The sequence below is a fragment of the Faecalibacillus intestinalis genome (assembly GCF_015097455.1).
In the GTDB taxonomy this organism is placed as follows: Bacteria; Bacillota_I; Bacilli_A; order Erysipelotrichales; family Coprobacillaceae; genus Faecalibacillus; species Faecalibacillus intestinalis.
This window is the reverse complement of the sequence record NZ_AP024085.1, coordinates 1,776,137-1,793,591: the sequence shown is the minus strand read 5'-3', so window position 1 is coordinate 1,793,591 and position 17,455 is coordinate 1,776,137. Positions and strand designations below refer to the sequence as shown.

The following is a 17,455-nucleotide window of genomic DNA, read 5'->3' as shown; positions in this document are numbered from 1 at the left end:
GAATATGGATGATTTAAAAAGATATGAAGAATTAGTAAAAACAATTGAATATCATAATGATCGTTATTATAACCAAGACGATCCAGAAATAAGTGATTATGAATATGATATGATGATGAAAGAACTTAAAAAACTAGAAAAGGATCATCCTGAATATGTCACACCAAGTTCGCCAACTCAACATGTTGGGGGAAGTGCTAAAAGAGAAGCCGGTGTTTTAGTTAGACATCGTGTCCCAATGCTTTCTTTACAAGATGTTTTTTCTAAAGAAGAAGTTCAAGAATTTGTGGAATCAATGCAAGAAACGTTGGTTGATCCAGTATTTGTGGTTGAATATAAAATTGATGGTTTATCAATGGCTTTAAGATATGAAAATGGTCTTTTAACAACGGCTATTACTCGTGGAGATGGAATCATTCAAGGAGAAGATGTAACCGTTAATGCTAAAGTAATCAAAGATGTTAAAAATAAATTAAAGGAACCTATTGAATATCTTGAAGTACGTGGTGAAGTTTATATGACAAATGAGGCCTTTGATAAAGTTAATGAAATTCAAGAGCTTAATAATAAAAAAACTTTCGCAAATCCTAGAAACTGTGCGGCAGGAACATTACGTCAATTAGATAGTCGTATTACAAAACAAAGAAATCTTTCTATGTTTATTTTTAATATTCAAGATATTCGAGGAAAAGAAATTACGAGTCATAGTCAAGGTTATGAATATTTAAAAATTCAAGGAATGAAAGTCATTGATAATTATCAAATTTGTCATAGCTTTGAAGAAGTATGGAAATCTATTGAGATGATTGGTGAAAGTAGAGATCAATTAGGCTATGATATAGATGGTGCCGTTGTTAAAATTGATAGCTATGCACAAAGACAACAATTAGGGCAAACAGCCAAAGTGCCTCGTTGGGCCGTGGCTTATAAATATCCGCCAGAAGAAAAAGAAACAAAGCTTTTAGATATAGAACTTTCAGTTGGAAGAACAGGTAGAATTACACCAACAGCTATCTTTGAACCAGTCCGTTTATGTGGAACAACGGTTTCAAGAGCAACGCTTCATAATCAAGATTTTATTGATAGTTTAGATGTACGTCTTGGCGATACAATCATTGTTTATAAATCAGGAGAAATCATTCCTAAAGTAAAAGGTGTCAACAAAGATAAAAGACCTGCAGGAAGTGTTCCTTATCAAATAGGAAATACGTGTCCTGTATGTGGGGCACCAACGTATCAAGAAGAGGGGACAGTTGATATTAAATGTTCTAATCCTACATGTCCAAGTAAACTAGTTAGAAATGTTGTTAATTTTGTAGGAAGAGATGCCATGGATATTAAAGGTTTTGGTTTATCGTATGTTGAAACTTTAATAGATCAAGGGTATATTCATGATGTCAGTGATATTTATATTTTAAAAGATAAAAGACAAGAACTTTTAGATAAAAAGGTAATTGGTCTTGTTAAAAGTACAGATAATTTATTAAATGCCATTGAAAAAAGTAAAGAAAATGATGCAACGAAGGTTTTAACTGCTTTAGGTATTTCAAATATTGGTAAATCGGCTGCAAAATCTTTAATGAAGAAATTTAAAACGATGGATCAATTGATGAATGCTTCTTATGAACAACTTATTGAAGTCAATGATATTGGTGATACCAGTGCACAAATTTTAATTGATTATTTTAAAGATGAAAAGAATAAAGAAATCATTCATAAATTAGAGCACTATGGATTAAAGATGGAAATTGAAGATACTCAAAGTTCATCTATATTAGAAAATATGACTTTTGTTGTTACAGGAACACTTCCTACATTATCTAGAAAAGAAGCAGCTACTTTAATAGAAAATAATGGTGGTAAAGTTTCTGGATCCGTTTCTAAAAAGACAACCTATTTATTAGCAGGGGAAAATGCAGGTAGTAAGCTTACAAAAGCACAATCTTTAAATATTCCAGTTTTAACGGAAGAAATGTTTATGGAAATGATAAAATCATAATTTTATGCTATAATGTGCCAAAAAAGGAGGGTGCTCATGAAAAAACTATTTACAGTTATATTATGTTTACTTCTTTGTACAGGATGTACGTCAAAAACAAGTAAAAAAGAAACAAAAAGTAGCCAAGATACATCATCTACTGATTCTTTAGATGATTCATTTTATCCTATTGTTAATTTAGGAACGAATCTTGTAAGAGAAACTTTTTATCAAGATTTTTCTTCCTCTGAAGATTTTCAAACAATAGGAAGAGAATTACAAGCTTTATCGACAGATTATTTCTCTACTTCAGATTATTATATGTCTGAGGGTCTACAACTTGTTCAAAATGATAAAAATCAACTTTTAAAGAAAGAAAAATATTCTTTACAACCATTAAATGGAGAATTAGTTGATGGTCAAGAAATTAATAAGATGGTAGAAAATATTAGTGAACAAGATTATTATGAAAAAAGTGGAGATAAGTATACTTTAAAAGGAATGTCTATAGCGATTATTCTAGATCCAAAAGGTGGAACGAATGCAACTTTATCTGAAGGAAGTATAGACAGTTACGCAAAAGAAACGATTTCTAGATTATATAAGTACTTACAAACAAAAAAATCTGTGAAAGATATTCCTACTTTTATTGCTGTTTATCGTCAAAATGACAGTGAAGAAAATAGTTATAATGGACGCTTTATTTATAGTAGTTATTGTCAAAATGGAAAAGTTGGAAATATTAAATCTTTAGATTATGCTACTTATATTTTTACAAGTGATGAAGCAAATAAAGCAGATGAAGCTCTATATTCACAATTTTCGGTTTTTAAAAACAATGTAAAAAATGCTTCAACTGAAGCTGTTGGTGTTGTAGGTTATGGGAAATATAAAGATGGTTCAATTCAAAGTTTAAAAATTCAAATTACTGCGAGTGTAAAAAGTTATACAGAACTTATTTATGTAGTAGAAACAGTTGCAGACCAAATGGATAATCATTTTTCTGGATTTGATAGTTATGCAGTGATTAATGATCAAGATGGATTGAAAGCTGTTGTGATTAAAAATGCTGGAAAGGATGCACAAAGTACATTGTTGTATTAATGATAGACATTTGATACAATGATAGAAGAGAAGGTGAAAGAATGGCAAGAGAAAGATTTTCTTTTGATGATACAATCGAATTTGATAAAGATGAATTAAAACCAAATAATGATATTCATGCAAATCATACAGGGAAATTTACATTTGATGATGAAGTAAAGGAGAAAAAGGTGGCTAAACCAAAAAAGAAAAAGAGAAAGCTTAAAATATGGCATGTTGTTTTAACTTTATTTGTTGTTGCAGTAGTTGCTTTTTTCCTTTATATTTTTGTTTTTTCAGGAAATAATAATGGACCTGTTTATGGAGAAAGATGTGTGAAATTATTATCTGTTGATAAAAATGCAATTACTCAAGTTGAATCACAAATAGAACAAGATGAAAATATTCAAGATGTTGCAATTAAAGTTAGTTGTCGTACAATTAAGCTTACTTATCAATTATCAGATAATATTCAAGTTGATACTGCTAAATCTTTAGTTGAAAATTCTTTGCATACTTTTGATGATGCAATGGGACAAAGTAAAGAAGATGGTGCTGCATGGTCACAACTTTTAAATAAAGCAAATGGACGTTTACAATATGATTTAGAAATTATTGTAAAATCTAATGGTGAAAGTGATTTCCCATTATTTGGAACAAAACATGCAGGTGTTGATGCAATTACCTATACAGGTCAAAATGTTAAAGATCAAGCATCAGCAGATAAAGCAATTCAAAGACAAGCAGAAGTCGATGCAGCAAATAAAGCTGCCGCAAATAATAATCAATAAACGAGCTCAGCTCGTTTTTTTGGAGGAAAAAATGAAGAAAAATGATTATTTTATAGGAGAATGTGTTGATCAATCTCATGATGGAAAAGGAATCATTAAATATGAAGGATTTACTTATTTTGTAAATGGCATGATTACAGGGGAAGTTGGACAAATTAAATGTATTAAAATGTTAAAAAATTATGGAGTAGGAAGATTAATTGAATTACAAAAGCCTTCACCTGAAAGAGTGAATCCTAAATGTCATATTTATCAAGGCTGTGGTGGTTGTCATTTAATGCATTTATCAAGTAAAGGACAACAAGAATTTAAAACAAAAAGAGTAAAGGATTGTATGGAAAGAATTGGACATTTAGAAGTTGATGTTCAACCTTGTTTAATGCAAGAAAATCCATGGTATTATCGTAATAAAGTACAAATGCCTTTAGGCTATGATAAAAATGGACAACTTGTTACAGGTTTTTATAAACAAAAAACCAATGATATTATTGCTTGTAATGAATGTTTGATTCAAAATGAAGAATCTAATGCAGTGATTCAAAGAGTGAAAGAACTCTTTGTAGAGTACAATATTAAACCTTATGATAAAGTAACACATCGAGGAAATATTAAACATATTCTTACAAAAAAAGGCTATCATAGTGAAGAATTTATGCTTTGTTTTATTACCTATCAAAAAACAATCAAGCATATTGATCAAATTGTAGAAATACTTATTCAAGAATTTCCACATATTAAAACCATTATCCAAAATATCAATGACAGACATGATAATGTCATTTTAGGTGATGAAGAAAAGATACTGTATGGAAAAGGTTATATTTATGATACATTATTAGACAATCAATATAAAATTTCCTTAAAATCATTCTATCAAATCAATCCTATTCAAGTAGAAAAACTTTATCAAACAGCGATTGATTTAGCTCATATAAATCAAGATTCTGTTGTTTTAGATGCGTATTGTGGAATTGGAACCATTACCCTTTCACTTGCAAAGCATGTAAAGAAAGTCTATGGGGTTGAAGTCGTTCCACAAGCTATTGAAGATGCTAAAAATAATGCTTTATTAAATAAAATAGATAATGCTGATTTTGTCTGTGATGATGCTGGAAAATACATGGTTGATCTAGTAAAGAAAAATACTCATTTAGATGTTGTTTTTGTTGATCCACCACGAAAAGGATGTTCAGAAGAATTCTTAGAACATTTATTACAGGCAAATCCTAAAGAAATTATTTATATTTCATGTGATGTAGCCACTCAAGCAAGAGATGCTAAATATTTAAATGAACATGGTTATACAATTACTCATTGTCAACCTGTCGATATGTTTCCACATACTTTCCACATAGAAAATATTTTAAGATTTGAAAAAACAACGGATAGATAAGATCATGGTAGGAGTAATGCTCTTACCATGTTTTTATATAAAAATTGATTAAGTTTATAGCTTAACCTATAATAATATTAGATTACTTATTAAGAAAATAATACTAGATTTACTGGAGGATGTTATGAATACATTGAATAAGAAGATAGAACTGTTGAAAAAAATAGCACTACGATTTAACGATGCTAATATAACATGGGCTTTAGGTGCATCTATGCTACTTTATTTTAAGAAAATAACAATTGAATTTCATGATATAGATTTGATGATTGCGAATGAGGATGTTGAGTCTGTACAAAAAATTTTGTCTAAAATGGGAGAAATTCAACCACCAAATCCTAATTCAAAATATAAAACGAAGTCATTTATGGAATTTATCATAGATTCTATAGATGTAGATGTGATGGCTGGTTTTTCTATTGTAAGTGATGGAAAAGTTCATGATTGTTCTTTACATAAAGAACAAATAGTGGAATGGATGACTTTGGAAAATACGAAGATTCCACTTCAATCTCCAATATTGTGGTGTGAGTATTACAGATTAATGGGACGAAAAGAAAAGGTTGATGTGATTGAAAGTGCGCTAGCAAACAACTGATTTTAGAATTGTTTTAATTATTAAAGAAATATTCAAAATCTAAATGCATTAATGATAAACAATATGAATCATATTGACATGAAGGTTAAGTCTTTTGAAAATAGACAAATGGTAGAATGATGTTTTAATCTAAGAAATCCTCGGGCTTTCTTTTCTTATATTCACTTCTAATAAATAAGTATTTGTCATAAAGTATAGAGTGTTTTACAATAAATACAGGAGGAAAAAGGAATGAAAGTATTATTAGTTAATGGAGGAGCCCATCCTAAGGGGTGTACAAATAGAGCTTTAGAAGAGGTAAAAAAAGCATTAAAGGAAGAGGAAATAGAAACACTCATTTATCATATTCCTAATGTTCCATTACAAGATTGTATTGCTTGTGGAACTTGTGCTAAAATAGGTAAATGTGTTTTTGATGATTGTGTTAATGAATTTGTAGAAATGGCAAAGGAGGCAGATGGTTTTATTTTTGGAACACCTGTTTATTACGCTCATCCAACTGGAAAAATTCAAAGTTTTATGGATCGTATTTTTTATAGTGGAAAAGCAGCTTTTGTTCATAAACCAGCTGCTACGATTTCTTCTTCAAGAAGAGCAGGGAGTGTTACAAGTATGGATGTTTTAAATAAATATTTTAGTATTTCACAGATGCCAATTGTTTCTTCTATGTATTGGAATGAAGTTCATGGAAATACCGTAGAAGAAGTAGAACAAGACAAAGAAGGATTAGATACAATGTATGCTTTAGGTAAAAATATGGCATGGATGTTAAAGTGTATTGAAGCTGGTAAAAAAGCAGGAATTGATATTCCTCAAAATACGAAAAGAAATACAAATTTTATAAGATAAGATGAAAATATTATATGTTTCTGATTTAGATGGAACACTTTTAAATAGTAAACAACATACTTCATCTTATACTAATCAAGTGATTAATCAATTAGTAGATGAAGGTATGTTGTTTTCTTATGCTACAGCGCGATCTTATTATTCAGCCAAACCAGCAACAAAAGGATTAACTGCTAAAATTCCTTTAATTCTTTATAATGGGGCTTTTGTTATTGATAATCAAAGCCAAGAAATTCTTGTTTCTAATTTCTTCTTAAAAGAAGAAGTGGATGATTTATCTTTCTATTTTAAACAAAAAGACTTCTATCCTATTGTCTATGCTTTTAGAAATAACTATGAAAAATTTAGTTATATACCTGATAAAATAACAAAACAACAACTTGATTTTATAAGTACACGTAATGATAAAAGAAAAAATCCTATAAAAGACCATCTTTTTAAAGGAAATGTCTTTTATATAACATGCATTGCTTCAAAAGAGCTTTTAGAAGGTTTTTATCATGATTTAAAAGATTATTATCAATGCTTATTTTCTAAAGATATTTATAGCCAAGATTGGTGGTTAGAAATCTTACCAAAAAAGGCAACAAAAGCGCACGCTATTTTACAATTAAAAGAATATTTAAACTGTGATAAAGTAGTTGTGTTTGGTGATGGTTTAAATGATCTTTCTATGTTTGAAATAGCTGATGAAAGTTATGCTGTTGAAAATGCTTGTCGAGAACTTAAAGAAAAGGCAACAGGTGTTATAGGACATCATGATCAAGAGAGTGTAGCTCAATATTTGAAGGAAAATTATAAGGGATAATATGAAAGATTTATATTATGTTTTAATGTATAATCATTTAGGTAATGTAAAACAATGCAAAACTCTCATTAAGCATGGCTTAATTAAAGTAAATGGCCTTGTTGAAACAGATGCTAAAAGAAAAATAACAGAAGATGATTGCATAGAATATCAAAATAGAATACTAAATAGTCAACCTTTTACTTATATCATGCTTAATAAGCCCCAAGGTTATATATGTGCAAATAAAGATGAAAAAGAAAAATGTGTTATTGATTTGATAGAAGAAAAAGATTGTTTTTGTTTAGGAAGATTAGATAGAGATACGACAGGTTTACTTCTACTCACAAATGATAAAAGTTTAAAGAAACTCTTATTACCTCAAAATCATGTAGATAAGGTTTATTTGGTCGAAGCTAAAAGGAAACTAAGTAAAAAGGATAAAGAGATTTTTGCTAGGGGGATTGTTATTGATGAAAATATTCAATGTCTACCAGCAAAGATGGATATCATTGATGATTATTGGTGTTATGTAACGATTCAAGAGGGGAAATATCATCAAATAAAGAAGATGTTTTTATCGTTAAATAATGAAGTGGTTTCTTTAAAAAGAATCTCTTTTGATCAAATACAATTAGATTCTTCATTAAAAGAGGGAGATTATCGTTTTCTAACAAAAGAAGAAAGAAATAAGCTTATAAAAAAAGCGGCTCAATGTTGAGTCGCTTAAACTTTTTCTGTCGTTAAAATAACAATAACAGCTCCTACAATAGATAAAATGATACCAGCAAGTAAAACATGACCAACACCTAAAGCATCAAGCATAATTCCTCCGGCGAAGTTTGCAAAAACACCAGATAAAGTCATTGAAGTAGTAACTAAAGATTGTCCTTTAACGCGATCTGCTAAGGCAATTTTTTCATTGACATAATAAACAGAAGCAGGAATAAAGAGGGCATAAGCAAACATTTGACACACCTGAGCAAGATAAATCATAATCATATTTGTCGCAAAATATGTAAGGGCATGTTTGACACAGAACATTAAAATTGAAAACTTGATAAGGGTTCCACAATTGATTTTTTCAGACATTTTAGAAAAGAATGCCATTGTTGGAAGTTCTAACATAGCTGCTACGAAAACAGCATTTCCCATATCTGCACTTGTACCACCAATATTTGTAATAATTTGAATAAAGAAGTTATTAATGATGGTATGAGCAAAATAAACAAGGACGAATCCTACTAAAAATAAGATGAATTTTTTATATTTCATACAGAATTTACCAAAAGAAAGTTGTTCAGTTTCTTCTTGTGGTGTTTCTACTTGTTCAACATCATTTTTAAATTCTTTTGGTAATACAAACATTTTAACAACAATAAATAATAAAACAGTAAATAAAATATAGAAAAGAGGTAAAATACCTGGAGAAAAACTTTCAACAATATGTCCTAAAGCTAAAGAAGCAATCGCATAAGCTACCGAACCTAAACCTCTAGCAAGACCATAGTTAATTTCAATACCATGTTGTTCAAAAGCAAAAGCAAGAGAATTCATCAGTGGCATAATTGATGACATAATTGAAAAGATAGTAACAACTAAAAATAAAACAAATAAAGCACTTTCTGGAATTAGATAAAGGATGGCTGATAATGCGATAACCACTAAAATGATAGGAGCCATAATATTTCTAATTTCAATATTTTTATGATTGTCAGCAAAAGAGGCAAGCATAGGTTGTAATAAAACAGCGATAATACTTGAAAGTGCTAAAGCAATCCCAATTTGTGAGTTAGAACAACCTTTATCTAATAAAAAGACAGAGGCATAACCCATCATTGCTGCAAAAGCAGCAAAATAAAAGATTTGACTTCCCGCATATTTCAAGTTAAGACTACGATTTTTTTTCATAAACATTTCCTTCCTTGATACATATTCGTTATTTTTATTTTATCATATAAACAGAAAATGTAAGCGCTTTTTTATTTTATGAAAAAATTCATTCTCTTTTACCTGTTTGTAAACTATAATAAATGTGGTGATACAATGAAAGAAATAATGATAATTACAGGAGCAAGTTCTGGTATGGGAAAAGAATTTGCTAGACAAATTGAAAAGAAATATCAAGTTGATGAATTATGGGTGATTGCTCGAAGAAAAGAAAGATTGGAAAGTCTAAAAGAAATATTAGAAACAAAAGTAAAAGTACTTGCTTTAGATTTAACACAAAAAGAATCATTTGAAATACTTCAGGAAGCTTTATTTAAAGAAAAACCAAGAGTGAAAGTTCTTGTTAATTGTTCAGGCTATGGAAAATTAGATCATTATGAAAATATGTCGTCAGAAACAATTGAAAATATGATGAATTTAAATATGCTGGCAGTTGTCAAAATGGTCAATACTGTTTTACCTTATATGCATAAAGAAAGTCACATTGTTAATTTTGCTTCATGTAGTGGATATATGCCAATTCCTTATTTAAATATTTATGCTGCTTCTAAAGCTTTTGTTCTTAATTATTCAAGGGCATTAAATGAAGAATTGAAGTATCGAGGGATTCATGTATTAGCTATTTGTCCTTATTGGGTTGAAACAGAATTCTTTGATCGTGCTGTTGAAAAAAATAAAAAGCCCGTGGTTATCCGTTATGGAAAAGTATATCAAGCAAAAGATATTATAAAAAAAGCAATTAAAGATATGGAAAGTTCTAAAGATGTTTCCCTTTATGGAACGATAAATAAAATACAAATATTAGGGATGAAGGTTTTACCACATCGACTTGTTAAAAAGATTTGGATGGCTTATCAAAATTTAGATGGAACAAGGAAGATTAGATAGATTGTATTTAATTAAAAAAATCCTTAAAATTAGAGAATTTTTTATTAAAGTGTGATAAGATAAAATCAGTGAAATAGAGAGGTATGTATGATGAAAAAATTTATTAGACAAAATATAGATCATCAACCAATTGTTGATAATGTTTTTAAAATCGTAAGTTTAGCAAATGAAGCAATTGCTGAAAAAGGAAAAGAAAATATTGTCAATGCGACAATTGGTTCATTATATGATGAAGATGGTAATTTAGTAGCATTAGATACCGTATTTAATACGTATAATAGTTTAGATAATAGAACAAAAGCAAAATATGCTTCAAGTTTTAGTGGAAATCCTAACTTTAGACAACAAGTTTATAATTGGGTCGTACAAGATACAAAACTTGATTTATGTCATAGTGTTATCGGAACACCTGGAGGATCAGGAGCCGTTAGTTCTACTATTTTAAATGTTTTAGATGAAGGTCAAACTTTAATTATTCCTCATATTGCTTGGGGTAATTATAAATCAATGGCAACGATTGCTAATTGTAAAGTACAAGCCTATCAAATGTTTGATGGGGATGCTTTCAATATTACAAGCTTTAAAGAAACTTGTCGTGAAGTAATGGCAAGACAAGGTAAAGTTTTAGCGATTATCAATGATCCATGTCATAACCCAACAGGATATTCTATGACAGTTGAAGAATGGAATCAAGTGATTGATTTTTGTAATGAATTATCCAATGAAGGACCTGTTATTATCTTAGATGATATTGCTTATATTGATTATTCTTATAACTTAGAAAGATCAAGAGATTATATGAATGCCTTTAATCGTATGAATGATCAAGTCATGGTTATTGTTGCATTCTCTTGTTCTAAAACATTAACTTCTTATGGTTTAAGATGTGGTGGTGCTGTTATTTTAGCGAAAAATCAAGAAGATGTAAGATCACTTGAAATCTTGATGGAAAAACATGCCAGAGCTTCTTGGTCAAATATTCCTAATGCAGCAATGGAAAACTTTGTTAAAGTAACAACAGAACATAAAGATGAATTTAATGCAGAAAAAGCAAAATATGTAGATTTATTAAGACAAAGATGTGAAGTCTTTAAAAAAGAAGCAGATGAATGTGGTTTAACGTATTATCCATATAAAGAAGGTTTCTTTGTGACTTTAAAAGTAGAAGATAATGATTTATTAACACGTTTCCATGAAGCAATGCTTGCTCAAGATATTTATACAATTAAAGTAAATAAAGGTATTCGAGTTGCTTTATGTTCTCTTTCAATTGAAAAATGCCAAGGACTTGCCTTTAAAATGAAAGAAATTTTAGATAGTTTAAAATAATCGGGAGGACCGGTTATTTTTTATGGAAAGAAGAAAGTATTTATTTAAAGGCAGAGTTCAAGGTGTTGGGTTTCGTTTTCGGTGCTTTTCTATCGCAAATGAATTAAAATTAACGGGGTTTGTAAAAAATGAATATGATGGTTCGGTTTCTATGGAAGTTCAAGGAGAAGGTATGATTATTGAAAGAATGATAGAAAAATTGTATCAACAACCTTTTATTGAAATTGAACAAATTCATTATCATTTGTTAAATATTAAAGAAAATGAAAAATCATTTGAAATACGCTATTAAGGAGGATATATGAAAACAATTGCTATTGTTGCAACAGGTGGTACGATTGCTGGTACTGGTAAAAAAGGAAAAACAGCAGCTTATCATGCAGGAGAAATTGATATTGATTCAATTATTGAATCAATTCCAGAAATTAATGAAGTTGCCCATATTAAAGAATATCAATTAATGAATATTGATAGTAATGAAATGACACATGAAAAATGGTTGATTTTAAAAAATAACATTGAAGAAATTTTGTCGGATGATACGATTGATAGTGCAGTCGTTACCCATGGGACAGATACTTTAGATGAAACAGCTTATTTTTTAACTTTAACATTAAATACACCAAAGCCTGTTGTTTTAACAGGAGCAATGCGTCCAGCAACAGCAACGAGTGCAGATGGTCCATTTAATCTTTATCAAGCTATTTGTTTAGCTTGTCATGGAGAATCCTATAATCGAGGTGTTCTAGCATTATTTTCTAATACGATTTATTCAGGAAGAGATATTGAAAAAGTCAATAACTTTAAAATCGATGCATTTGATCAAAGATCACTAGGATGTTTAGGATATATGCAAGATCAAGAAGTCTATTTCTATACACAAACAAGTAAGATTCATACTGTAAAATCACGTTTTAATAAACGTATTGATTCGATTAAAAGTGTAGCGATTGCTTTTTATTACAGTGGTGCGGATGCTAAAATCTTATATGATCTTGCAAGTAGTCATGAAGGGATTGTTATTGCGGGATCAGGAAGTGGAAATTATAGCCAAGCATGGTTAAAAGCTATTGAAGAACTTTCAGAAAAAGGAACTATTTTTGTACGTTCTTCGCGTATTTCACAAGGGATTGTTTTTGATGATGAAATTTTTGATCCACATCATTTATGTATTTCTTCAAATACATTATCACCACAAAAAGCAAGAGTTTTACTCATGCTTGCTTTAACACAAACACATGATCGTGATGAAATCAGAGAAATCTTTTTACAATATTAGAAGGAGAAATCCTTCTTTTTTTATATGTTTCTAATTGTTAGTCAGTATTAATATAAAATTAAACATGTTTATATTAAGAATAATTGATAGCTATGATACAATTTATGTTTAGAGAAAATCAATTAATTTTGGTGAATATTAGATCAAAATTTATCAATTAACAGTAAGACAATTTTTTAGATAAAAAACTATTTTATGTTATTTATTCAACTTTATGCATTGTCTGGAGTATAATGAACTTATAAAGCAAAGTATTATTTTAATTTTATGTGAAAAAGAGGGGGGGGAGAGTAATATGAAAACTCAAGAAGAATATTTCAATGATTTAAAGAAAGGTACATCATTAGTGGAACTACAAAATTATATTAATAATGTTTTAGAAATTAGAGGATTCAACAATCAGTCAATAGAATTAAAATTAATGTTATTAATGGAAGAAGTGGGTGAGTTAGCAAAGTCTATTAGAAAGGATTCAACAAGTTTACCAATTGATAGATGCAAAATAAATAATTATTCTCCTATTGAAGAAGAAATTGCGGATGTATTAATAGTTTTATTTTCAATAGCTAATAAATTACAAATTGATTTGTATGATGCATTTTTAAAAAAGGAAAGGGAAAATATAAAAAGAAAATGGAAGAAATAAATAAAAAACAAATATATTATCTTTTAATATCAACGATATTTCATCAATCACAAAATACAAATACTACATTACAAAATAGTCTTAAATTAGTTGAAGAATTGGAAAAAAAGAACTATGTATGTACCGAAAGAGAATTAACGGATTTATTTTATAAACAAGTCATTAAACACAGATTTCCTAATAAAATGATAGATTATCTAGATAGTATGTTTGACACTTTAAAATATGATTTTAAAGATATAAATAATGTTTTTCAAGTAACTAATTTTATTGAATTAAAAAATAATTTATTGAAATTTAAAGGAATTGGAGAACATAAAGCACAAATTTGCATACTAAAGTATATGATTTTGCAAGGAAAAAGTATTGATATTGATGATTATGATCAAATGTTAAATAATTGTTGTTCCTTGGATGAAACTTTATTTCGTGAAATAGAAATAATTAAGAAATTAAGTACTAGAAATACAATTTAAAAATTATATACGTATATTCAAAAACATTAACTCTATATTTTTATATAAAGGAGAAAGTAAGATGAAAGTTTTAGTTTTAGGTGGTACGAGATTCTTTGGTATTCATTTGGTTGATGAATTATTAAAAAGTAATTGTGATGTAACAATAGCAACTAGAGGATTAACTAGTGATACTTTTGAAAATAAAATTAAAAGAATTATATTGGATAGACATGATGAATTAAGTATAATTAATAATCTTAGTGACAAATATTTTGATGTAATATATGATAACTTGGCATATTGTTCTAATGATATAGAAATATTATTACCACATATTCATTGTGGAAAATATATTGTTACATCTTCTACATCTGTTTACAATCCTTTAAAAGGAGATGTAAAAGAAACTGATTTTGATTCAATAACTTATCCATATATTAATTGTAAACGAAATGAAGTTGAATATGCAGAAGGGAAACGTCTTGTTGAGGCTGCAATATTACAAAAATTTAATGATATAAACTATATTTGTGTTAGATTCCCATTTGTTATAGGAAAAGATGATTATACAGGAAGATTGATTAAGTATATAAAATGTTATAGAGAAAAGAAAAATTTATATGTAAATAATATAAAAAATAAGATGAGTTTCGTAGATTCTAAAGAAGCTGGGAAATTTCTAGCATTTTTAAAAGATGTAAATAATTTTAAGGGATGTATTAATGCTGCTAGCGATGGGGTTTTATCAATGTATGAGATTTTATCAATACTAGAGCCGAATAAAAATGTTCTTGATAAAAATATTTCTGAGTTATTTTTAAAAAAGACTACAGAAATTGCTCCGTACAATGATGTAGAAAGTTACCAAATAAATACAGCTCTTGCTAAAGAATTAGGTTTTAGATTTTCAAATATTAATTCATGGATTAATTCATTAATTAAAGAATATACAAAAGAAATTATTAGTTAGGTAAATTGGATAAAAGATAGTAATAATAACAAGAACGATACATCTAGCACAACGATATTTTTGATTTTAAATATAGAGCTTTATAATATTAGAAGGAGAAATCCTTCTTTTTTTAGCATAAAGTATGTTAGCATTATGTTAGCTAAAGCTAACGGAGGGATTCTATGAAAGTTTCTACATTTGGAGATCAATCAAAGCCAGTAATGATGTTGTTTCCAGGAACGTGTTGTTATTGGAAAAATAATTTTGGTCATGTTATAGAAGGGTTAAAAGAATATTTTTATGTAGCAATTGTCAGTTATAGTGGTTTTGATGAAACAGAACACTTAACTTTTATTTCTGAATTAGATGAAACAAAAAAGATTGAACAATATATTCAAGAATATTTTAATGGTCATATTTTTGCTGCCTATGGTTGTTCACTTGGCGGATCTTTTGTATCTTTACTGGTAAGTAGAGAAAATATTCATATCGATCATGCGATTATTGGTTCAAGTGATATGGATCAAACATCTAAGTTTCTAGCAAAACTACAAACTGCACTTGTAATGTCCATTATTTATCCCTTAATTACAGGCAAAGGAAGTAGACTAGCTAAAAAATTTATTTCTAAAAGAATGAATACTCAAGATGAAAATGCAGATTACCGAAAGAAGTTCATGGAACTTAAGGGTATAGGAAGTGGTATTAATTTTTCTTTTATTTCTAAAGAATCAATGAAAAATCAATTTTGTAGTGACTTATATACAAAAGTTGGTAAACAAATACAAGTGCCTAATACAAAATTCATGTATTCTATGCAAAAAAGATGGGTGAAAAGTATCGAAAACGTTATGAAAAATATTTCAAACAACCTGATATTATTGAATTTGATTTAAGACATGAAGAATTGTTGTTGGATGCCTCTCGTTGGGTCAAAGAAGTATGTATGGCTTGTCATGTCTGCTAAAAAAGAGCAATATTTACGATTGCTCTTTTACATAAACCGCAAAATTTTTATCTTCACAATAGAAATCGCCATAGCCTTCTTCATTAATACAAACACGTTGACTTGAATTAAATGCATTAACAAAATAACAGTTACTAAAATTTTTACCTACATACATTGATTTGATGCCACCTGTTGAATTGGTTAAAACAACAGCCATAGACTTAAATTCATCATGCCTTGTCCAACCAATTAAATGAGGATGATCAAAATAATCATCTTGATAACCATTATTATATTCTTTTCTAAGTGACATGATTTTTTGAAGTATTGCTTTTTTAGAAGAAATATTTTCATATTCAATACCTTCTAAATCACCATAGAAAACACAAGGATAACCCTCTTTTCGTAAGAGTATTAAACAATAAGCTTGTCCTTTAAATTCATCGGGTATAAAAGAAGCAAGAGATTGACTTGGTTCTGTATCATGGTTATCCACAAAGGTGACTGCATTTGATGGGTACATAGAAACCAGAGTTTGATCAAAAATATGAGACATATCATAGTTTTCACTATGACTAGCATCATAAAAATGATAATGAAGAGGCACATCAAATAATGACATTTCAAAATTGACTTCTTTTAAATAGTTTTCTAAATGATACACATCCCCGTGCCAATACTCTCCAACAGTGAAAAGTTCTTCTTGATAATCTTGGCGTAATTTTGGTAAAAGTTCTTGATAAAAATAAGCAGGGATATGTTTAACAGCATCTAAACGTAAACCTTTTATATGGGTGATATCTAAATACCAATGAAGCCAAGAAGTGACTTCTTGAACAGTTTCTTCATTACTGAAATCTAAGTCAGTCCCCATTAAATAATCATAATTGCCATTTTCATCATCGACTTCTTGATCCCAACTTTTATGATCAAAAAGGAAAATTGTATTACGATGTGTTTTTTCATCGTAATCAATACCATCAAAATGATACCAATGCCAAATAAAATCAGAATACTTTTTATTTCTACCTGGGAAAGTAAAAAGCGTATATACTTCAATTTGTTCATCATTAGAAATGATTTCATTGGTATTATGGCGATTGACTTCTCTTGCATTGACGATTTCTGTACCATCAGCACCCATCTTATGATTTAAAACGATATCTCCATAAATATCGATTCCCTTATTTTGAAAAGCTTCAATACAAGCTAAATAATCATCTTTCGTCCCATATTTTGTTTCAATACTTCCTTTTTGATTGAATTCACCTAAATCATAAAGATCATAAACACCATAACCATTATCATTTTTACCACCAACCCCTTTATAAGCAGGAGGCAACCATAAAGCACTAAATCCCAATTGCTTATATTCATCAACATTTTCTTTAAGTTTTTTCCAAAGATTTTCTTCAGGTTTGATATACCAATGAAAACCTTGCAATAAAATACCATTCTTCATTTTTTTCACCTCATTGAAACTATTATACATCATTTTATTTCATTTTCTTAAAAGATGCGCTAA

The 17,455-nt window shown here is 28.8% G+C and carries 18 protein-coding genes; 16 read left to right on the top strand and 2 right to left on the bottom strand.

Features of this window, described 5'->3' with window-relative positions; translation table 11 throughout:
• The first annotated feature begins 4 nt into the window (after positions 1-4).
• The 8 genes from ligA to Fi14EGH31_RS09680 all read left to right on the top strand — a co-directional run bounded on the left by ligA (position 5) and on the right by Fi14EGH31_RS09680 (position 8,200).
• Positions 5-1,999: an NAD-dependent DNA ligase LigA gene (ligA, locus tag Fi14EGH31_RS09715; RefSeq protein WP_200764752.1), complete on the top strand. Its 1,995-nt coding sequence runs from the start codon at positions 5-7 to the stop codon at positions 1,997-1,999.
• Positions 2,000-2,035: 36 nt separating this feature from the next.
• On the top strand, positions 2,036-3,082 hold the full coding sequence (locus Fi14EGH31_RS09710; protein WP_107028963.1) for a CamS family sex pheromone protein: 1,047 nt from the start codon (positions 2,036-2,038) through the stop codon (positions 3,080-3,082).
• Between the two features lie 41 nt (positions 3,083-3,123).
• The gene (locus Fi14EGH31_RS09705) at positions 3,124-3,852 is read left to right on the top strand and encodes a hypothetical protein (protein ID WP_052010904.1); all 729 of its coding nucleotides are present in this window, start codon (positions 3,124-3,126) and stop codon (positions 3,850-3,852) included.
• A 31-nt stretch (positions 3,853-3,883) separates the two neighbouring features.
• Complete coding sequence (gene rlmD / locus Fi14EGH31_RS09700; RefSeq protein WP_200764751.1) at positions 3,884-5,245, top strand: 23S rRNA (uracil(1939)-C(5))-methyltransferase RlmD; 1,362 nt, start codon at positions 3,884-3,886, stop codon at positions 5,243-5,245.
• Positions 5,246-5,369: 124 nt separating this feature from the next.
• A complete protein-coding gene (locus Fi14EGH31_RS09695; RefSeq protein ID WP_200764750.1) occupies positions 5,370-5,843 on the top strand; it encodes a nucleotidyltransferase family protein in 474 nt (157 codons plus the stop codon).
• 231 nt (positions 5,844-6,074) lie between these two features.
• Positions 6,075-6,692 carry a flavodoxin family protein gene (locus Fi14EGH31_RS09690; protein ID WP_118306459.1) on the top strand — a complete coding sequence of 206 codons (618 nt, stop codon included), beginning with the start codon at positions 6,075-6,077 and terminating at the stop codon, positions 6,690-6,692.
• 1 nt (position 6,693) lies between these two features.
• Positions 6,694-7,500 carry an HAD family hydrolase gene (locus tag Fi14EGH31_RS09685; protein WP_118473247.1) on the top strand — a complete coding sequence of 269 codons (807 nt, stop codon included), beginning with the start codon at positions 6,694-6,696 and terminating at the stop codon, positions 7,498-7,500.
• Position 7,501: 1 nt separating this feature from the next.
• Positions 7,502-8,200, top strand: a complete 699-nt coding sequence (locus tag Fi14EGH31_RS09680; RefSeq protein ID WP_227408293.1) for a pseudouridine synthase — start codon at positions 7,502-7,504, stop codon at positions 8,198-8,200.
• A gap of 5 nt (positions 8,201-8,205) precedes the next feature.
• Here Fi14EGH31_RS09680 and Fi14EGH31_RS09675 read toward each other — a convergent pair whose 3' ends face one another.
• A complete protein-coding gene (locus tag Fi14EGH31_RS09675) occupies positions 8,206-9,390 on the bottom strand; it encodes an MFS transporter (RefSeq protein ID WP_200764749.1) in 1,185 nt (394 codons plus the stop codon).
• A 135-nt stretch (positions 9,391-9,525) separates the two neighbouring features.
• Here Fi14EGH31_RS09675 and Fi14EGH31_RS09670 point away from each other — a divergent pair, with 135 nt between their 5' ends.
• The 8 genes from Fi14EGH31_RS09670 to Fi14EGH31_RS09635 all read left to right on the top strand — a co-directional run bounded on the left by Fi14EGH31_RS09670 (position 9,526) and on the right by Fi14EGH31_RS09635 (position 15,877).
• Entirely contained in the window at positions 9,526-10,317 is a 792-nt protein-coding gene (locus Fi14EGH31_RS09670) for an SDR family NAD(P)-dependent oxidoreductase (RefSeq protein WP_200764748.1), read from the top strand.
• Between the two features lie 87 nt (positions 10,318-10,404).
• The gene (locus Fi14EGH31_RS09665; protein WP_234697773.1) at positions 10,405-11,646 is read left to right on the top strand and encodes an aminotransferase class I/II-fold pyridoxal phosphate-dependent enzyme; all 1,242 of its coding nucleotides are present in this window, start codon (positions 10,405-10,407) and stop codon (positions 11,644-11,646) included.
• Between the two features lie 22 nt (positions 11,647-11,668).
• A complete protein-coding gene (locus Fi14EGH31_RS09660; RefSeq protein ID WP_118469614.1) occupies positions 11,669-11,938 on the top strand; it encodes an acylphosphatase in 270 nt (89 codons plus the stop codon).
• Positions 11,939-11,947: 9 nt separating this feature from the next.
• Entirely contained in the window at positions 11,948-12,925 is a 978-nt protein-coding gene (locus Fi14EGH31_RS09655) for an asparaginase (RefSeq protein ID WP_200764747.1), read from the top strand.
• Between the two features lie 295 nt (positions 12,926-13,220).
• On the top strand, positions 13,221-13,571 hold the full coding sequence (locus tag Fi14EGH31_RS09650; RefSeq protein WP_022002811.1) for a MazG nucleotide pyrophosphohydrolase domain-containing protein: 351 nt from the start codon (positions 13,221-13,223) through the stop codon (positions 13,569-13,571).
• The gene (locus Fi14EGH31_RS09645) at positions 13,559-14,047 is read left to right on the top strand and encodes a hypothetical protein (protein ID WP_117574801.1); all 489 of its coding nucleotides are present in this window, start codon (positions 13,559-13,561) and stop codon (positions 14,045-14,047) included. Before Fi14EGH31_RS09650 ends, Fi14EGH31_RS09645 begins: the two co-directional genes overlap by 13 nt.
• A gap of 61 nt (positions 14,048-14,108) precedes the next feature.
• Positions 14,109-14,999, top strand: a complete 891-nt coding sequence (locus Fi14EGH31_RS09640; protein WP_200764746.1) for an NAD-dependent epimerase/dehydratase family protein — start codon at positions 14,109-14,111, stop codon at positions 14,997-14,999.
• 164 nt (positions 15,000-15,163) lie between these two features.
• Positions 15,164-15,877, top strand: a complete 714-nt coding sequence (locus Fi14EGH31_RS09635) for a hypothetical protein (protein WP_200764745.1) — start codon at positions 15,164-15,166, stop codon at positions 15,875-15,877.
• An 84-nt stretch (positions 15,878-15,961) separates the two neighbouring features.
• On the opposite strand, the gene Fi14EGH31_RS09630 is transcribed toward Fi14EGH31_RS09635, so the two are convergent.
• Positions 15,962-17,392 carry an alpha-amylase gene (locus Fi14EGH31_RS09630; RefSeq protein WP_200764744.1) on the bottom strand — a complete coding sequence of 477 codons (1,431 nt, stop codon included), beginning with the start codon at positions 17,390-17,392 and terminating at the stop codon, positions 15,962-15,964.
• Between the last annotated feature and the right edge of the window lie 63 nt (positions 17,393-17,455).